Origin of the sequence: Pseudosulfitobacter pseudonitzschiae, from assembly GCF_002222635.1 — a bacterium.
GTDB lineage: Bacteria > Pseudomonadota > Alphaproteobacteria > Rhodobacterales > Rhodobacteraceae > Pseudosulfitobacter > Pseudosulfitobacter pseudonitzschiae_A.
Genome location: NZ_CP022417.1, coordinates 26,042 through 44,580, shown reverse-complemented (window position 1 = coordinate 44,580; position 18,539 = coordinate 26,042). Strand labels below are relative to the sequence as shown.

Here is an 18,539-nt window from a genome sequence, read left to right as displayed (position 1 = left end):
TCAGACGTCGCGCAGATCGTCGGACATGATCGACGTGGGCACGTTCTGATAGGACACCGGCCGCAGGAAGCGGCGGATGGACATGGTGCCCACCGAGGTCGCGCCAAAGTTTGTCGACGCAGGGTAGGGGCCGCCGTGTACCATCGCTTCGCTGACTTCCACACCGGTGGGAAAGCCGTTGACCAGCACGCGACCGGCCTTGCGTTCCAGAACCGGCAGCAGCGCGCGCGCGGCATCGGCATCGGCGTCGTCCATGTGGATGGTGGCGGTCAGTTGGCCTTCGAAACCTTTGGCCAGTTCGCGCATGTCGTCGGCAGAGTTGACGCGCACGACCAGACCCAGCGGCCCGAACACTTCTTCGCCCAAGGCGTGATCCTGCAGATAGGTGTCGGCGTCGGTTTCAAACAGGTTGGGGTTTGCGGTGCGCCCCTCGCTTTTGGTTTCCAGCAGCGGCTTCACGGCGTTGCGTCCGGTAAAGCGGGCCTGCCCGTCGCGGTAGGCTTTTGCGATGCCATCGGTTAGCATCGTCTGTCCGTCGGCCTTTTCCAGTGCCGATTTTGCGGCGGCTACGAAGGCATCGCCATCGGCCCCTTTTTCCACCACGGCGATGCCGGGGTTGGTGCAGAACTGGCCTGCGCCCATTGTCAGCGAACCTGCCCAGCCTGTGCCGATTTCAGCGCCGCGTGCCGATGCGGCATTGGGCAGGATGAACATCGGGTTGACTGAACCCAGCTCGCCGAAAAAGGGGATCGGTTCGGGGCGTTGGGCGCACAGGTCGAACAGCGCGCGGCCACCGGCCAGCGATCCGGTGAAACCTACGGCCTTGATCAGCGGGTGTTGGACCAGCGCCTGACCCACGTCGCGTTTTCCGCCCTGGATGAGGGAGAACACTCCGGGATGGATGCCGCAGGATTTGATGGCGGCATGGATTGCTTCGGCGATGATTTCGCCGGTGCCGGGATGGGCCGAGTGGCCCTTGACCACGACGGGACAGCCTGCGGCCAGTGCAGCTGCGGTGTCGCCCCCCGCAGTCGAGAAGGCCAGCGGAAAGTTCGACGCGCCAAAGACCGCGACAGGGCCGATGGGCCGCTGCATCAGGCGGATTTCGGGGCGTGGCGCGGGCTGGCGGTCTGGCAGGGCAGCGTCAACGCGGCGATCCAGATAGGCACCGCCGGTGATATGTTCTGCGAACAGGCGCAACTGGCCCGTGGTGCGGCCTCGTTCACCCTGAAGGCGCGCTGTGGGCAGACCGGATTCGCGGCTGCCGATGTCGGTGATTGCTTCGGCGCGGGCTTCGATCTCGTCCGCGATGGCGTTCAGAAACGCGGCGCGTTCGGCGCGGGTGGAATAGCCGTAGGACCAGAACGCGTCTTCTGCGGCGGCACATGCCATGTCGACGTGTGTAGGGGTACCGACCGAGAACGTGTCGCTGGCGCCGCTGGCGGGCTCGTTTTCAAATGTGGTTTCTCCAGCGACCCACTCGCCAGCGATCAGGTGTTTTCCGTGGGGGGCAAAATCAGTCATGGAGTGACTCCTTGAAAATCCGTGTTTCAGCGCAAACTTTACTGCGCCGCTCATGTGGACTAATATTTTAGTCGCAAAGAAACGTCAACCAAACACCGCCGCCGGTTGCGCGGCGGGCGGGCCATGGCCTAAACGGGAGAAAAGTGCAGATGGACGACACAGGATTTTCACCATGACCGCGCTTCGGACCGCAACGGGTCATAGTCCGCGCCCCACGGGGTCGGCGGCGGCGCGGGTGCTGGACGACTTGCGGCGGCGTATCATCTCGCTTGAGCTGCCGCCGGGCACGGCTTTGCTGCGCGGTGATCTGGCGGCCTATTACGATGCCAGCCAGACGCCGATCCGCGAATCCCTGCAACGACTGGAACAAGAAGGGCTGGTTAAAGTCTTTCCCCAGTCGCGGACCGTGGTCACCAAGATCGACATTCCCGAAATCTACGAGGCGCATTTTCTGCGGCTGGCGGTCGAGGTTGAGGTGGCCCGCCAACTGGCACAGCGCGACAGTACAGAGGTGCTGGCCCGTGCCGATGCCACCCTGCGGATGCAAGAGGTGGTGCGCGACGATCCTCGACAACTGCTGATGTTTCAGGAGTTGGACGAGGTGTTTCACCAGACTTTGTATGAGGGTTTGGGGCAGGGCAATCTGTACGCAATGATACAGGCGCGGTCGGGGCATCTGAACCGCGTGCGCAGGTTGGACCCGCCCGATGCGGCCAAGATCGCCTATATCTTACAGGGTCACCGCACCATTCTGGACGCGATTGCGCAGGGCGACGCCGATGCCGCCGCCGCCGCAGTCCGCGACCACCTAAGCCGTACGGTGTCGCGGGTAGAAACCCTGCGCGACACGCATCGGGATTTCTTCAGCTAGGGCTGTTTCAGGTCACGCACCATGCGGTCCATCTGCTGTGCCATCAGCCATGCGTCACCCGCAGCGGCGACAAATTCGAACCCCATGTCGAAATAGCGTTTGGCCGCAGTATCACCATAGCCAAGGATGCCCGCAGGCAAGCCGGCATCATGGATCAGGTCCAGCGCGTCGGCAATCTTGGCCTGTACGTCGGATGCCATCGTGTCGCCCGTGTGCCCCATCGACGCCGCCAGATCGCCCGGCCCGATAAAGATCGCGTTGACGCCTTGTGTGGCGGCGATGGCGGGGATGTTGTCCACGGCTTCGGGGGTTTCGACCTGCACGATGATACACAGCGCATCGGCATAGGTTGCTAGATAGTCACCCTGCCGCGCATAGTTGTTGGCGCGGATCGTGGCCGAGATACCGCGCACGCCCTGCGGGGGATAGCGGGTCCATGACACAGCGCGGGCGGCGTCCTGTGCGGTCTGGATCATTGGGAACATCAGGTTGCGCACGCCAATGTCCAGCAGACGTTTGGTCATGGTCTGGTCGGCCACGGGCGGGCGCACGACCACTTCGGCACCAGCAGCGCTCGGCGCGCCATTCGCTGCACGCAGATGATCGCTGATCTGGCTTAAATCATTGGGCGCATGTTCCATATCCACCAGCAGCCAGTCGGCCCCGCTGCCTGCTGCGATCTCGGTAACTGTGGGCGAACACAGCGAGAGCCAATAGCCCACCCTGCGGCTGTTGCGGGTCAGGGTTTGGCGCAGCGTGGGAAGAGACATTTTCCGGCATCCTTTTTCAAAACAGGCTCGACATCTAGTGTGATACGGTAATATATTAGTTTGAACAAGCTGGGAGTTTCCCGGCTAAATTACGACAAATTTGTACCGATCCGGGGAGGTCAGGATGAGCCAGCACAAGAAAACCGCAGACCAGTTGCGCAGTGCGCGCTGGTTTGGCCCCGACGACCTGCGCAGCTTTGGCCACCGGTCGCGGATGATGCAGATGGGGCTGAGCCCTGAAGACTGGGAAGGCCGCCCCGTTATCGGCATTCTGAACACATGGTCCGAGATGAACCCTTGCCACCTGCATTTCCGCGACCGCGCCGAAGATGTGAAAAAGGGCATCGCGCAGGCGGGCGGATTGGGGTTGGAAATCCCTACCATCTCGATCGACGAGAGTTTTACCAAACCCACGTCGATGCTGTACCGCAATATGATCGCGATGGAGACCGAGGAAACCATCCGGTCGCATCCGCTGGACGGTGTGGTGCTGATGGGTGGCTGTGACAAATCCACCCCCGGTCTGACGATGGGGGCGATCAGCGCGGGTGTGCCGTTTATCTTTCTGCCTGCGGGTCCGATGCTGCGCGGCAATTATGCGGGCAAGTCGCTGGGGTCGGGATCGGATGCGTGGAAATACTGGGACGAGCGGCGCGCCGGTACGATTACATCAGAGGAATGGGTGGGTGTCGAAGGCGGCATCGCGCGGTCCTACGGCCACTGCATGACGATGGGCACGGCCTCGACGATGACCGCGATTGCCGAAGCGATGGGCCTGTGCCTGCCCGGTGCATCGTCGATCCCTGCGGCGGACGCGGGCCACAAACGCATGAGCGCATCGTGCGGGCGGCGCATTGTTGATATGGTCTGGGAGGATCTGACGCCGGACAAGGTGATCACCCCCGCCGCTGTGCGCAATGCGGCGATTGTGGCGATGGCAACGGGGTGTTCAACCAACGCGGTTGTGCACTTGCTGGCGATGGCACGCCGTGCCGGTGTGTCGCTGGAACTGGATGATCTGGACGCGCTGGGGCGCACCACACCGCTGATCGCCAACATCCGCCCGTCGGGGGCCGAATACCTGATGGAAGATTTCTATTTCGCAGGGGGGTTGCGCGCATTGATGGACCAACTGGGCGACAAACTGGACCGCGATGCGATTACCTGCACGGGCAAGCCGCTGGCGGACGGGATTGCGGGCGCACCCGTCTATAATGACGACGTGATCCGCCCGCTGTCGAACCCTGTCTATAAAGAAGGGTCGTTGGCCGTTCTGCGTGGCAACCTGTGCCCCGATGGTGCAGTCATCAAGCCCGCGGCCTGTGATCCGAAATTCTACCACCACGAAGGCCCCGCGCTGGTCTTCGACAGTTATCCCGAGATGAAGGCGGCCATCGACGACGAGAATCTGGACGTGACGCCCGATCATGTTCTGGTGCTGCGCAACGCGGGGCCCCAAGGTGGCCCCGGCTTTCCAGAATGGGGGATGCTGCCGATGCCCAAGGCGCTGCTGAAGCAGGGACACCGCGACATGCTGCGGATTTCCGATGCGAGGATGTCGGGCACATCCTATGGCGCGTGTATCCTGCATGTGGCCCCCGAAGCGTTCATCGGGGGCCCGCTGGCGCTGCTGAAAACCGGTGATATTGTCCGAATGGACCTTGAGGCGCGGACGCTGGACATGCTGGTGGACGAAGACGAGATCACCGCCCGCCGTGCCGTATGGGTGGCCCCTGCACCGCGCTATGAACGCGGATGGGGTTATATGTTCCAGCGTCATGTCGGGCAGGCCGATCAGGGCTGTGATTTCGATTATCTGACAACGCAATTCGGGGCGGCCGCGGCCGAGCCGGACATTCACTAAAAGGTATTCCGATGACCCACAATCTTGAACAGGCACTGACTGGCATCTCGGGTATTCTGGTCACCCCCTATGATACCGAAGGCGACATTGCGCCCGACAAGCTGGCCCCGATCATTGATCGGGCGTTGGGTGCGGGCGTGCATATACCGGTGGTCAACGGCAACACCGGTGAATTCTACGCGCTGACCACAGACGAGGCTTGTACGATGGTGCGCGAGGTTGCGCAGATGGTTGCGGGCCGTGCGCCGTTGCTGGCGGGTGTCGGGCGCGGCATTCGTGACGCCTGTGTGCTAGCCCGTGCCAGTGCGGATGCGGGCGCCGATGCGCTGATGATTCACCAGCCGCCCGATCCCTTTGTGTCACCCCGTGGCACGGTTGATTACATCAAGGCGGTGCGCGAAGCTTCTGGCGGGCTGCCTGTCATGCTGTATCTGCGCAACGACGCGATGGGGGCTGACGGTATCGCGCGCCTGTGCGAGGTCGAAGGTGTGAAGGGTGTGAAATGGGCCACGCCCAATCCGCTGAATCTGGCACGCGCCATCGAAGTATGCCCCGATCACATCGTCTGGGTCGGGGGGCTGGCCGAAGTCTGGGCGCCGCCGCTTTATGCTGTGGGTGCGCGGGGGTTCACCTCAGGGCTGATAAACGTCTGGCCCGAGCGGTCGATGGACATTCACGCGGCCCTGGACGGCGGCGACTATCCCACCGCCAACCACCTGATCGACGGGATGCGTGCGTTTGAAGACATCCGCGCGGAAGAGCAAAATGGCACCAATGTGACGGGCGTCAAAGCGGGGTTGATGGCTATCGGGTTGGACTGCGGCCCGACGCGCCCGCCGTCGGCGTGGCCGCTGACCGATCAGCAGCAGGCGGTGCTGGACGGGTTTGTTGCGACCAACAATTTGAAAGCCTTGCAGGAGAAAGCGGCATGAACCCCGAAACCCGCAAAAAGCTGATGAACGTGTCGGTGGCGACGTTGGCGACCGCGCTGTACAAACGCGGCCTGCGCAATCAGGTGATTCAGGAAGTGGGGCCGGTTGCCCGCAAGGGGCGCAATATGGTCGGCCCTGCCTTTACACTGCGGTATATGCCCGCACGCGAAGACCGCAACCAGTTGGTCGAATTCCGCAACCCTGAACATCCGCAGCGGGTGGCGATCGAAACCTGCCCCGAAGGGCATGTTCTGGTAATGGACAGCCGCAAAGACCCCCGTGCCGCCAGTGCCGGCGACATTCTGATCACCCGTCTGATGATGCGGGGCGGGGCAGGGGTGGTGACCGATGGCGGGTTGCGCGATGCGGCAACGATCGGGGGGCTGGATATACCGTGCTATTGCAACCGTCCGTCCAGCCCGACCAACCTGACCCTGCACGAAGCCATCGAAATCAACGGCCCCATTGGCTGTGGCGATGCGGCGGTGTTTCCGGGCGATATTGTGGTGGGCGACGACGATTGCGTAATTGTCATCCCCGCAGGTATCGCGGACGAGGTCGCGGACGAGGCTGTGGAAATGACCGCCTATGAGGATTTTGTTGTCGAGCAGGTCAAAGGGGGCGCTGGCATTATTGGCCTTTACCCTGGAACAAAACAAGAGAACCTTGATAAATTCGCGGAGTGGCGCAAGGCCAACAACCGTTGAAGCTATGCCTTTTCCGGTGCGAAATATTCGGGAAAGGCTGCACGCTTGTCGGCGATGCGGTCGACGGTGCGTTTCAAATGGCGGCGCAGCGCATCCATCGCACGGGCGGCATCGCCTTCGGCAATTCCGTCCAGAACTGCTGTGTGCCCATCAACCACCGCCTGATTGTTGGCCGCACGGCCCGCATCGTCTGAATCTTCCAGATACAGACGCCGTAGCCGTTCCAGATGTCCTGCGTGGCTGCGCATGATCCGCTGGGTCTGGACATGGCGGGCGGCGATGAACAATGTCTGGTGAAACACCTCGTCAAGTTCCTGAAATGTCGGAATATCACCCGGATGCTGACCGATGCTGGCCTGCAAGGCAACGATGCTGCGCAGCCGCGCCAGATCGTCGGGGGCAATCTCGCGGGCCAGCTCGCGCACCACTTCGGTTTCCAGCGCGATGCGCATGAATTGCGCCTCGCGGATGGCGGTGATGTTGATTGGCGTGACCAGCGTGCGCGATTGTGGAAAGATGCGCACCAGTCCCTCTTTGGCCAATTGTTGCAACGCGTCGCGCAGCGGCGTCAGGCTGACACCATAGGTTTCTGCCAGTTCGGTCCGTAGCAGCGGTGTGCCTGGCGGCAGGTCCAGCTTGACGATCTGGTCGCGCAGACTGTCATAGACACCGCGTCCGGTCGGGCCGCCCTCGAACAGAGCCATGTCGGCATCGGTGCCGCGAATACCCTTGGGCAGCAGCTGCATGGCTTTGGTTTGTGATACGCTGGGGTGCGCTTTGGTGGATTCATTCATTGCGACGGTACTTTGTTCTTGTTAAACCTAATATATCAGTTCGCATCCCGAACCCGAAGTCTTTTCTTTACTCTAACGAAAGCACACCAGATGGACAGTCGGATTACAGCACACGAATGCACTGCAAGGGTTATGTTGTTGTCCGAGGGTGACAACGTTGTGGTCGCCACCGGCGCGATTGCCCAAGGTACAGTGCTGGCCGAACACGGCGTCAGCGCCAATCACGACACACCCCAAGGCCACAAGATTGCAATCCGCCCGATCCAGAGCGGTGCGCCGATCCTGAAATTCGAGACGGTCATCGGCTATGCGGCCCAGGACATTGCGGCGGGTGACTGGTTGCACAGTCACAACATCAAATTCGACGCGGTGGACAAGGATTATGCCTTTGGTCGCGACTATGCGCCCACCGACATTCTGCCGCCGGACCGGCGTGCCACGTTCATGGGCATCCGTCGCGACAACGGTCAGGTGGGCACGCGCAACTATATCGGTCTGTTCGTGACGGTGAACTGCTCGGCCACGGTGGCGCGCAAGATCGGCAACTATTTCGACGAAGAGCGCATGGAAGATTGGGCCAACGTCGATGGCGTGGTGCCGTTCATCCACGATTCGGGCTGCGGTATGGAGATGACGGGCGAGCCGATGGACTTGCTGCGGCGCACGCTGGCAGGCTATATCCGTCACCCTAACATGGCGGGCGCCGTCGTGTTGTCACTGGGCTGCGAGCGCAACAATCTGGCGCAGTTTTTCGAGGAACAGAGCCTTGCCGAAGGCAAGATGCTGAAAACCGTGACCATGCAACATGTGGGCGGCACGGCGCGCGCCATCACCGAGGGCAAAGCTGCCGTACGCGACATGCTGGATGCGGCCAACACTGTGCGCCGCGAGCCCTGTTCGGCGGAACATATCACCATCGGGATGCAATGCGGCGGCTCGGACGGGCTGTCGGGGCTGTCGGCCAACCCTGCGCTGGGTGCGGCGGCTGATATTCTGGTGCGCAATGGCGGCACTGCGATCCTGTCGGAAACGCCCGAAATTTTCGGCGTTGAACATTTGCTGACGCGTCGCGCACGATCCGAGGCTGTGGGTCGCAAGCTGGTCGAACGCATGGACTGGTGGCTGGAGTATACCAAAGGCCGTGACACGCAGATCAACGGCGTCGTCAGCCCCGGCAATCAGGCGGGCGGACTGGCCAACGTGCTGGAAAAATCGCTGGGCGGGGCCAAGAAAAGCGGCAGCACCGGACTGATGGAAGTCTACCGCTATGCCGAGCCTGTCACGCAAAAGGGGCTGGTTTTTATGGACACCCCCGGCTTTGATCCAGTATCGGCGACAGGGCAGATTGCGGGCGGGGCCAACCTGATCTGCTTTACCACGGGGCGGGGGTCGTGCTTTGGTTCATACCCCGCGCCGACGATCAAGCTGGCGTCGAACACGCCGATGTTCACGCAGATGCAGGACGATATGGACATCAATTGCGGCACCGTGATCGACGGAGAGCAGACAATTGCCGGGCTGGGTCAGGAGATTTTCGACCATATACTGGCGGTGGCGTCGGGGCAGGCCAGCAAATCCGAAGCACTTGGCGTCGGAGAAGAAGAATTCGCCCCTTGGCCGATTGGCGTGACAGGCTGAAAAGGAAGATCGTGATGACACCCGACTATGTGAAACTGGTTCAGGACACCCTGCTGCCGCGTATCGCGCTGTGTCGTCAGAGTTTTGCCGCCGCCCGCGCGGGCGATCCTGCTGCGGCTGTGCGCGATGCGATGGCCGGCGCTGCCTGTGTGGGCAAGATCAAACCGGGCATGTCCATCGCCATCACCGCAGGCAGTCGCGGCATCGCGGATTTTCCCGAATTGCTAGCGGCCATCGTGGCGCAGGTGCGCGCGCGCGGTGCAGATCCGTTCGTGGTGCCGTCGATGGGCAGCCACGGAGGAGCGACCGCCGAGGGGCAGACGGCACTTCTGGCCAAGCTGGGCGTGACCGAAGAGGTCATCGGTTGCCCCATACGGTCGTCGATGGAAACCGACGAGATCGGCGTGCTGGACAACGGCATGTCGGTGCGCATGGACCGCCATGCCAACGCTGCCGACGGCATCATCCTGTTCAACCGGATCAAGCCGCACACCTCCTTTCGCGCGCCCAACGAAAGCGGGCTGGCTAAGATGCTGTCGATTGGCCTTGGCAAGCAATCAGGCGCTGAAAACTGCCATGCGCGCGGGATTGATAACGTCGGAATATTTGTGGCGCATATGGCGCGGATGAAATTGGAACGCTGCAAGGTTCTGTTTGGTATCGGTACCATCGAGAACGCCTATGACGAACTGGCGCGGGTCGAGGTTCTGGACAGTGACGGGATGTTGGAGGCCGAAGCACCGCTGCTGCAAGAGGCGATGGCCAACATGCCGCGTCTGCCCGTCGGGCCGCTGGACCAGCCTACTGCGTCGGGCACGCTGGACGTGCTGATCGTGGACGAGATCGGCAAGGAATTTTCCGGCACCGGCATGGACCCCAATATCACCCACCGTTTTTCCAGCCAGAAGATGCAGGTGCATCTGCATATTTCGCGGCTGGTGGCGCTTGGTCTGTCACCGCGCAGCAATGGCAACGGCAACGGGGCGGCGCGTGCCGATGTCATCACGTCGCAGATCGAAGAGGCGTTCGACCGCGAGGCGGTCTATGCCAACTGTCTGACATCGCAGGTTTTGATGCAGGCGAAACTGCCGATGGTCATGCCCTGCGCCCGCAGCGCAATTCAAACGGTGGTGAAAACCAGCGGTGCCGAAGACATCACCAATCCGCGCCTGCTGCGCATCCCCAATACGCTGAAGCTGGAGTATCTCTATGCCTCCGAAGCGATGTTGCCCGAGCTGCGGGACCGTCCCGGTTTCGAGGTGATAGGCGAATTGGAAGAGATGCAGTTCGAGGATGGCCGTCTGGTCAACCCGTGGCCGGAGGCGCACTGATGTCGGGTAAGGGATTGCATGTGCACCTGGACCCTGTTGGCGGCGCTGCGGGGGATATGTTCATCGCCGCGATGCTGCATGCACGTCCTGACCTGACGGCGCGCGTGCTGGCGGATGTCGCGCTCGTTTTACCTGTCGAAGTGGGGCGCGCAGAGCTGACCGAACATGTGGCATCCGGCATCATGTCGCGCCAGTTCAAGCTGGTGCTTGCGACGGGCGGCACCGCTGCGCGGCACGGGGCCGATACGACCTACAAGGCGATGCGCGCGTTGCTGGAGGCGGCTCCGTTGTCGCAGGGCACCGCCGAGGCGGCCTGCGACATATTGCACCGCATCGCCGAAGCCGAGGCTCAGGTGCACGACATCCCCATCGACCGCGTGCACTTTCACGAGATCGCGGATTGGGATGCGCTGATGGATGTGACGGCGGCGGGCAGCATCTGCGCGGCGCTGGAGGGGGCGAGCTTCAGTCTGGCGCCGCTGCCGCTAGGGGGTGGTCTGGTCGACACCGCGCATGGCAAGCTGCCGGTGCCCGCGCCCGCCACTGCGTTGATATTGCAAGGATATGATTGGCACGATGATGGTATCGCAGGCGAACGGGTCACACCAACGGGGGCCGCTATTCTGGCGCACGTCACAGGGAGCACCCACGGCACACGTCCACCAGGGCGGCTGTCTGCGACGGGATCAGGCGCAGGCACCCGTGTCATGAAAGGGCTTCCCAACATCTTGCGGGTCACCATGTTTGACACCGCCCAAAGCGGGGTTCTGCAAGACCAGTTGGTGCAACTGGCCTGCGACATCGACGATATGACCGGCGAGGAACTGGGGGCTGCCACCGACGCGCTGCGCGCCGATGCGGGTGTGGTGGATGCGATACTGCTGACCGCTCAGGGCAAGAAATCGCGCCCCGTGGTGCGCATGGAATTGTTGGTGCGACCCGACCACGCCGATGCAGTGGCGGCGCGTGTGTTTGACCTGACCTCGACCCTTGGGCTGCGCCGAACTGTCGTTGACCGCCTGATCCTGCCGCGCAACACCGAGATTGCGCCAGACGGCCAGCGCCGCAAACGCAGCCGTCGCCCTGCGGGCCACGATACGCTGAAAGTCGAAAGCGATGATCTGGATGCAAGCGTGACATTGGCCGCCCGCCGCATGGCCGCGCGCGCGGGTGAGATGGAAGATTAATTACATAATATGGATTATGCGTAAATCTGATGTAACAAGGGCACATTCCATTTTGGATTGCATCACTGGATAAATTTCTGATGCAGATCAGGAGGATGTGATGAGACGACCCTACCGCAAATTGAACTTAGATGAACGCAGAATCTTGGCGACAATGCTCCAAGCGAAAGCCACGAAGACGAAGATCGCAGAAACGCTTGGTCGAGATCGCTCAACGATCCACCGCGAGATCAAGCGCAACTGGTGGCACGACGAGGAAGTTCCGCAGGCTGATGGCTATTGGCATGTGACAGCGCAAACGCTCGCAGATCGGCGTTACCTGAAGCGCCGTAAATTGGAACGGCATGAGGATTTACGCAACGAAGTGATCGGCAAATTGAAGAACGGCTGGTCGCCCGAACAAATCGCAGGTCGGCTTAGAATCGAACCGTGTCCTCCTTACCGGATTTGCCACGAGACAATCTATCAGTACGTCTATTCTGAAAGCGGCCAGTCTCAGGAACTTGGCCGGTATCTGCCCGAGCGCCAGAGGAAGCGCAAACCACGCTACGCCCGCAAGGCCCGTGATCGTGTGTTCCCCTTGGAAATAAGCATTCACAATCGCCCCGACGAGATCAACAACCGTAGCCAGTTTGGCAACTGATGGTGTGGATGCCCCACCCCGGAACCGGCATCAAACTGTGCCATAGTGGTGATGTTGAAAGCACCAAACTGGAGGCAACCATGAATGAAGTTACAATGATCGGCGTCGACTTGGCAAAGTCCGTTTTCCAAGCGCACGGCGCGACGGCTGTCGGCGAACCTGTGTTCCGCAAGAAGCTGTCGCGGGGGCAATTTTTGAAGTTTTTAAGTGAGCAGCAGCCTTGCGTGGTAGCGATGGAGGCTTGTGCCTCTTCGCATTATTGGGGTCGCGAGATCCTGAAGCTGGGCCACGATGTTCGTCTGATCCCGCCGATCTACGTGAAGCCATTCGTCAAGCGTCAGAAGAATGACGCCAATGATGCAGAGGCTATTGCCGAAGCGGCAGTCCGACCGACCATGCGGTTTGTGCCTGTTAAATCAGCTGAACAGCAATCCCGTTCGATGATCTTCAAGACACGGGATTTGTTTGTTCGGCAACGTAACTCCATCATCAATGCGCTACGCGGCCATTTGATGGAGTATGGCATCATCGCCCCTCCCGGTCGGAACTTTGTGAAGAAACTAGCAGAACAGATAGAAAGCCCGGATTGTGACCTGCCTTCAATCGTTATTGAACTCAGCCGTGTCCATCTGGATCAGCTTAATGTGCTCACCGACAAAGTCGTTACGATAGAGCGGCGTCTAAAAGAGGAATCGAAGTCCGACCCAGAGACGATTCGACTACAGACCGCGCCCGGTATTGGTCCTGTGAGTGCAATGGCGATCAAGGCATTCTCTCCGCCGTTGGAAGGCTTCAAACGCGGCCGGGATTTTGCGGCATGGCTTGGTCTGGTCCCGGTTCAGAAATCGACAGGTGGGCGCCAAGTGTTAGGGCGAACATCAAAGATGGGGCAGCGCGACATTCGGCGACTGCTGATAATTGGGGCCATGACACGGATCAGATGGGCGATTAAAAATGGTCCACCCAAAGGCTCATGGCTTGAGCAAATGTTAGAGCGTAAGCCTCGCATGCTGGTAGCCATCGCGCTCGCCAACAAAACGGCGCGCATCATTTGGGCGATGATGACGAAACACGAAGATTATCGAGATCCGATCGCGGTAGCCTAAAGGCTGCATCGCTCGGTATGATGTGAGAAGGACATTGAGACAGTAAGGACAAATGATCGACTAGATCGAGGTTAGGAAAACCAGGCCTTCCCAGAGAGCTTAGCGCTCGTGTCATTGATATGGACCTGACCTTCGCATCGCCATACCGGCCCGCGGCATGTGAAACGCCGCAATCTGAGGCCTGACACATGACCGTACCCGATCACATGTTCAAACCGTTGATAATATTTCTTGCATCAAAGCGGGCATCCACACATGGGAAGGCGACTTGATGATCTTTGAACGCGCTCAAGGCAATGCCAACGTGGCGACTTTGATAGAACGTAAGACCCGCTACACGCTGCTGCTGCGCAACAACGACCGCAAGTCACGCCCTCTCATGAACAAGCTGATCAACGAGATGTCGCCCCTGCCCGCTGATGCCCGTCGCAGCATTACGTTCGACCGTGGGTTTGAGTTCACATCCTGGCGCGAACTGCACAAAGGCATGGGAACCAAATCTTGGTTCTGTGATCCACAGGCCCCGTGGCAGAAAGGATCAGTCGAGAATATGAACAAACGGATTCGCAGATACCTGCCACGAGACACTGCTCTGCTGGCGCTCCCAAGTCGATATATGAAGTCGATTTGCGACCGCCTGAACGAGACACCGCGCAAATGCCTCGGTTATCGAACCCCGGCCGAAGCGTTTCGAGATGAACTGATGAAACTGGAGCGGGGATGAAGTACCCTACCCACGCAAACCGATGCAATCAGAATGGAACTCACAAACAATTGCCTGTGCCGGCAATCAAACGTCCAGCGTGTTGTCCTTTTCCCACTGGCTGAAGTGGGCGGTATAGCTGTCCCATTCCTGCCGCTTAAGCTTCAGGAATGCGGCAGAAAACGCATCGCCCATTGCGGATTTCAGACCTGCGTCGGTGTCAAAGGCGCGCAGCGCGTCCAGCAGGTTTAGAGGCAGCTTGGGCGCGTTTGTTACGGTGTGGCCTTCTTCATACATATTGATGTCATGACGCGGGCCGGGGTCGGCCTTGGCCTCCAGACCTGACAGACCGGCGGCGATGATGACCGCCTGTAACAAATACGGGTTCACAGCACCATCCGGCAGGCGTAATTCGAACCGGCCCGGTCCTGGAACGCGGACCATGTGGGTGCGGTTGTTGCCCGTCCAAGTGACCGTGTTGGGCGCCCATGTGGCCCCCGAAACCGTGCGCGGTGCATTAATCCGCTTGTAGCTGTTCACAGTGGGGTTGGTGATCGCTGCCAGCGCGCTTGCGTGTTTCATGATGCCGCCAAGAAAATGCCCGCCGTCCGGAGACAACCCGACCTCACCCACCTGTCCCGCGCCGCTGTCGGTCGCAAAAACATTGACCGTGCCCGTTTCGTCCCAGACCGAGATATGCGCATGACAACCGTTGCCGGTCAGCCCTGCAACAGGTTTGGGCATGAAAGTCGCACGCAACCCGTGCTTTTCCGCCACCGATTTTACCATGAACTTAAAGAACGAATGTTTGTCTGCGGTGCGCATGGCATCGTCAAAAGCCCAGTTCATCTCGAACTGGCCATTCGCGTCTTCGTGGTCATTCTGGTAGGCTTCCCAGCCCAGTTCCAGCATGTAATCGCAGATTTCTGCGATCACGTCATAACGGCGCATGACCGCTTGCTGGTCGTAACACGGCTTTTCTGCAGTATCGTAGGGGTCGCTGATTTCAGACCCATCGGGGGTCAGCAGGAAAAACTCGGCCTCAATGCCTGTTTTAACATACAGGCCCTTGGCTTCGGCTTGATCGACCAGCTTTTGCAGCACGTTGCGCGGGGCCTGTGCGACCGGCGCACCTTCCATGATGCAGTTGCTGGCGACCCATGCCACCTCGGGTTTCCACGGCAGCTGGATCACCGAGGACGGGTCGGGCACGGCCAGCATGTCAGGATGTGCGGGTGTCATGTCCAGCCACGTGGCAAAACCGGCAAAGCCTGCTCCGTCTTCCTGCATTCCGGCAATGGCCGGAGCAGGCACCAGTTTGGCGCGCTGCCCGCCGAAAAGGTCGGTAAAGGACACCATGAAATATTTGACGCCGTTGTCCTTGGCGAATGTGGCAAGGTCTGTGGTCATGTCTGTCCCTTTTGTCTGTATCAATATGCAGTGCCGGGTTTGCCCGGATACCAGTCTGTGCCAGCCAGCGGCACCTTGGCCATCGCGGCGGCCTCCATCGTCAGTGCGCAGAGGTCTTCTGGTTCGAGATTGTGCAGATGTGACTTGCCGCAGGCACGCGCGATGGTTTGTGCCTCCAATGTCATCACCTTGAGATAATTGTTCAGACGCCGCCCGCCTTCGATCGGGTCAAGGCGTGCCGTCAAGGCGAAGTCTTGGGTGGTGATCCCCGCGGGGTCGCGCCCCTCGTGCCAGTCGTCATAGGCACCTGCGGTTGTGCCAAGTGCGTTGTATTCGGATTCGTATTTCGGGTCATTGTCCCCTAGGGCGATCAGGGCCGCTGTACCGATGGCTACGGCATCTGCCCCCAGCGCCATCGCCTTGGCCACGTCCGCGCCGGTGCGGATACCGCCCGAGACGATCAGCTGCACCTCGCGGTGCATGCCCAGATCCTGCAAAGCGCGGACCGCTTCGGGGATGCAGGCCAGAATGGGTTGGCCCACGTGTTCAATAAAAACATCCTGCGTTGCTGCCGTGCCGCCCTGCATTCCGTCAAGAACAACAACATCCGCGCCAGCCTTGACGGCCAGCGTGGTGTCGAAATAGGGCCGCGCGCCGCCGATCTTGATGTAGATCGGAACCTTCCAGCCGGTGATCTCGCGCAGCTCGAGTATCTTGATTTCAAGATCGTCGGGGCCGGTCCAGTCGGGATGACGACAAGACGAACGTTGGTCGATCCCTTTGGGAAGGTTGCGCATTTCTGCAACGCGATCCGAGATTTTCTGCCCCAGCAGCATCCCGCCTCCGCCCGGTTTGGCGCCCTGCCCCACGACAATTTCAATGGCGTCGGCACGGCGCAGATCGTCGGGGTTCATACCATAGCGCGACGGCAGATACTGATAAACCAGCCGATTGGAATGGCCGCGCTCTTCGGGTGTCATGCCACCGTCGCCGGTGGTGGTTGACGTGCCCGCCAGCGTCGCCCCGCGCCCCAGCGCCTCTTTTGCAGGACCGGACAGCGCACCAAAGGACATGCCCGCAATAGTAATCGGAATGTCCAGTTCAATCGGGTTGGCGGCGAACCGCGTGCCCAGCGTCACCGAGGTGTCACAGCGTTCGCGGTATCCTTCCAACGGATAGCGGGACATGGACGCCCCCAGAAACAACAGGTCGTCGAAATGGGGTAAACGGCGTTTAGCGCCACCGCCGCGAATGTCGTAGATGCCAGTGGCCGCAGCGCGGCGGATCTCGGCTGTTACGGGATCGGAAAACGTTGCCGAAGCAATTGGGACCGTGCGGGGCGGTGTGCGGTGGTCTTCCATGATTGGCCCTTCAGTATGCGTTGTCGATGTTGAAGTGATAAAGCTGTCGGACCGAGCCATAGCGGCGGAACTCTTGCGCCTTGGCGTCACAGCCTGCGCGGGCCAGCAGATCGGTCAGGATTTCTATATGCTCGGGACGCATTTCCTTTTCGATGCAGTCCGCTCCCAGCGATTTGACCGATCCGCGCACAAACAGGCGCGCCTCGTAGAGGGAATCCCCCAATGCCTCGCCTGCGTCGCCGCAGATCACCAGATTTCCGGACTGGGCCATGAATGCGCTCATATGGCCCGCGTCGCCGTGAACCACGATGTCGATCCCCTTCATCGAGATGCCGCAGCGCGACGAGGCATTGCCCTTGATCACCAACAAACCGCCGTGGCCAGTGGCACCGGCATATTGGCTGGCGTCGCCCTCGATCACGACGGTGCCGCTCATCATGTTTTCGGCAACACCCGGACCGGCCGAGCCTTTGACTGTGATTGCGGCCTGCTTGTTCATACCTGCGCAGTAATAGCCGGTGTGTCCCATTACAGTCACCGAAATGCCGGCATCCAGACCACAGGCGATGGCGTGGGCACCCTTGGGATTAGCGATTTCCCAGACGCGGGTATTGCTGTCGGCGGTCAGGGCTTGCAGCGTTGCGTTCATCTCGCGCAGGGGGGTAACGGACAGATCAATCGTGTGCATGTCAGGCGGCCTTGGGTGTAGCGGTGGGGGTGTTGTCGCGCGTCCAAAAGTAGACGGTGGCAGGTTCGGGTTCCCAAGTGCGGGCGGTGTCGATGCCGGGCAGATCAGCCAGCGCACGGTATTCACTTCCAAAGGCGACGTATTGATCGGTTTCGGCCATCACCGCGGGCTTGCATGCAATCGGATCGCGCAGCACGCCAAAGCCGTCGCGGGTGCCGACGACAAAGGTGTAAAACCCGTCCAGATCATCCAGCCCGCTTTCCAGCGCCTCGCCCAAAGTTGCGCCCTGATCCATGCGCCACGTCAGATAGGCGGCAGCAACTTCAGAGTCGTTTCGGGTTTCAATATGTACGCCCGCGCGCGTCAGCTTGCGGCGCAAGGCGTTGTGGTTGGACAGCGATCCGTTGTGCACAAGACATTGATCGGGGCCGGTGTTGAACGGATGCGCACCCATCGTGGTTACGGCGCTTTCGGTGGCCATGCGGGTATGGCCGATGCCGTGGCTGCCCGACATTTGCGCGATGTCGAAACGGCTGGCCACGTCAAGGGGCAGGCCCACCTCCTTGTAAATCTCCAGTGTCTGGCCGTGGCTCATGACGCGCACCTGCGGCGGCAGCGCCAGACGGGCCTGCGGCAGTAAGGCTTCGGGCAGGTGCAGAACAGCGTGGGTGCTTTTGACATCCATTGCGACCCTCGCCCCAAGGGTGGTTGTCAGGTGATCGGCCAAACCGGCAAAGCCTGTAGCCGGATCGTCCGATTGCACCACCAGCTTGGCCATCCCCGCGATCGGATCACCATAGATCGCGATGCCTGCACTGTCGGGCCCGCGGTCGGTCATGGTAACCAGCATAGCGGTCAGCATCGCGCCCAGGTGCGGCTCTAACGCGGGGTCTTTCAAAAACAGTCCTACGATTCCACACATGATGCCCTGCTCCTTTGCGCCAATGGTTGGGCAAAGATTTAGCAGGCAATGTGTAATGCAGCAACTGAAAGGAAACTTTGTTTCCTAT

15 protein-coding genes and 2 pseudogenes are annotated in these 18,539 nt (G+C 60.5%); 10 read left to right on the top strand and 7 right to left on the bottom strand.

The window, feature by feature from the left end:
• A complete protein-coding gene (locus tag SULPSESMR1_RS19810; RefSeq protein ID WP_089422803.1) occupies nt 1-1,524 on the bottom strand; it encodes an aldehyde dehydrogenase (NADP(+)) in 1,524 nt (507 codons plus the stop codon).
• A 172-nt stretch (nt 1,525-1,696) separates the two neighbouring features.
• Here SULPSESMR1_RS19810 and SULPSESMR1_RS19805 point away from each other — a divergent pair, with 172 nt between their 5' ends.
• Nucleotides 1,697-2,395 (top strand): GntR family transcriptional regulator, encoded by a 699-nt coding sequence (locus SULPSESMR1_RS19805; protein WP_162791856.1) that lies wholly within the window; start codon nt 1,697-1,699, stop codon nt 2,393-2,395.
• Here SULPSESMR1_RS19805 and SULPSESMR1_RS19800 read toward each other — a convergent pair.
• A complete protein-coding gene (locus SULPSESMR1_RS19800; protein ID WP_089422801.1) occupies nt 2,392-3,165 on the bottom strand; it encodes an HpcH/HpaI aldolase family protein in 774 nt (257 codons plus the stop codon). The genes SULPSESMR1_RS19805 and SULPSESMR1_RS19800 overlap by 4 nt on opposite strands.
• A gap of 124 nt (nt 3,166-3,289) precedes the next feature.
• On the opposite strand from SULPSESMR1_RS19800, the gene araD reads away from it, so the two are divergent.
• From araD to SULPSESMR1_RS19785, 3 genes are read left to right on the top strand one after another with little or no spacing between them, the layout of a single operon-like run.
• A complete protein-coding gene (gene araD, locus SULPSESMR1_RS19795; protein ID WP_089422800.1) occupies nt 3,290-5,029 on the top strand; it encodes an L-arabinonate dehydratase in 1,740 nt (579 codons plus the stop codon).
• A gap of 11 nt (nt 5,030-5,040) precedes the next feature.
• Nucleotides 5,041-5,961: a dihydrodipicolinate synthase family protein gene (locus SULPSESMR1_RS19790; RefSeq protein ID WP_089422799.1), complete on the top strand. Its 921-nt coding sequence runs from the start codon at nt 5,041-5,043 to the stop codon at nt 5,959-5,961.
• Nucleotides 5,958-6,668 (top strand): ribonuclease activity regulator RraA, encoded by a 711-nt coding sequence (locus tag SULPSESMR1_RS19785; RefSeq protein ID WP_089422798.1) that lies wholly within the window; start codon nt 5,958-5,960, stop codon nt 6,666-6,668. The genes SULPSESMR1_RS19790 and SULPSESMR1_RS19785 overlap by 4 nt, the downstream gene beginning before the upstream one ends.
• Before the next feature lie 2 nt (nt 6,669-6,670).
• On the opposite strand, the gene SULPSESMR1_RS19780 is transcribed toward SULPSESMR1_RS19785, so the two are convergent.
• On the bottom strand, nt 6,671-7,462 hold the full coding sequence (locus tag SULPSESMR1_RS19780) for a GntR family transcriptional regulator (RefSeq protein WP_205387931.1): 792 nt from the start codon (nt 7,460-7,462) through the stop codon (nt 6,671-6,673).
• Between the two features lie 132 nt (nt 7,463-7,594).
• On the opposite strand from SULPSESMR1_RS19780, the gene SULPSESMR1_RS19775 reads away from it, so the two are divergent.
• The 6 genes and pseudogenes from SULPSESMR1_RS19775 to SULPSESMR1_RS19750 all read left to right on the top strand — a co-directional run.
• Nucleotides 7,595-9,100, top strand: coding sequence for a UxaA family hydrolase (locus tag SULPSESMR1_RS19775; protein ID WP_089422797.1), 1,506 nt, complete (start codon nt 7,595-7,597; stop codon nt 9,098-9,100).
• Nucleotides 9,101-9,114: 14 nt separating this feature from the next.
• Nucleotides 9,115-10,431 carry a lactate racemase domain-containing protein gene (locus tag SULPSESMR1_RS19770; protein WP_089422796.1) on the top strand — a complete coding sequence of 439 codons (1,317 nt, stop codon included), beginning with the start codon at nt 9,115-9,117 and terminating at the stop codon, nt 10,429-10,431.
• The gene (locus SULPSESMR1_RS19765; RefSeq protein ID WP_089422795.1) at nt 10,431-11,618 is read left to right on the top strand and encodes a LarC family nickel insertion protein; all 1,188 of its coding nucleotides are present in this window, start codon (nt 10,431-10,433) and stop codon (nt 11,616-11,618) included. The genes SULPSESMR1_RS19770 and SULPSESMR1_RS19765 overlap by 1 nt, the downstream gene beginning before the upstream one ends.
• Nucleotides 11,619-11,718: 100 nt before the next feature.
• Nucleotides 11,719-12,258: pseudogene (locus SULPSESMR1_RS19760) on the top strand (IS30 family transposase); the annotation flags it as partial.
• 83 nt (nt 12,259-12,341) lie between these two features.
• The gene (locus SULPSESMR1_RS19755; protein ID WP_089422115.1) at nt 12,342-13,367 is read left to right on the top strand and encodes an IS110 family transposase; all 1,026 of its coding nucleotides are present in this window, start codon (nt 12,342-12,344) and stop codon (nt 13,365-13,367) included.
• A 256-nt stretch (nt 13,368-13,623) separates the two neighbouring features.
• Nucleotides 13,624-14,091, top strand: a pseudogene (locus tag SULPSESMR1_RS19750) (IS30 family transposase); the annotation flags it as partial.
• A gap of 66 nt (nt 14,092-14,157) precedes the next feature.
• On the opposite strand, the gene glnT reads toward SULPSESMR1_RS19750, so the two are convergent.
• Genes glnT through SULPSESMR1_RS19730 form a run of 4 tightly spaced genes read right to left on the bottom strand, consistent with a single transcriptional unit; the run spans nt 14,158 to nt 18,451 of the window.
• Nucleotides 14,158-15,480 (bottom strand): type III glutamate--ammonia ligase, encoded by a 1,323-nt coding sequence (glnT, locus tag SULPSESMR1_RS19745; protein WP_089422793.1) that lies wholly within the window; start codon nt 15,478-15,480, stop codon nt 14,158-14,160.
• 20 nt (nt 15,481-15,500) lie between these two features.
• A complete protein-coding gene (locus tag SULPSESMR1_RS19740; RefSeq protein WP_089422792.1) occupies nt 15,501-16,841 on the bottom strand; it encodes an FMN-binding glutamate synthase family protein in 1,341 nt (446 codons plus the stop codon).
• Nucleotides 16,842-16,851: 10 nt separating this feature from the next.
• Nucleotides 16,852-17,529: a protein GlxC gene (locus SULPSESMR1_RS19735; RefSeq protein WP_089422791.1), complete on the bottom strand. Its 678-nt coding sequence runs from the start codon at nt 17,527-17,529 to the stop codon at nt 16,852-16,854.
• A 1-nt stretch (nt 17,530) separates the two neighbouring features.
• Complete coding sequence (locus SULPSESMR1_RS19730) at nt 17,531-18,451, bottom strand: class II glutamine amidotransferase (protein WP_089422790.1); 921 nt, start codon at nt 18,449-18,451, stop codon at nt 17,531-17,533.
• Between the last annotated feature and the right edge of the window lie 88 nt (nt 18,452-18,539).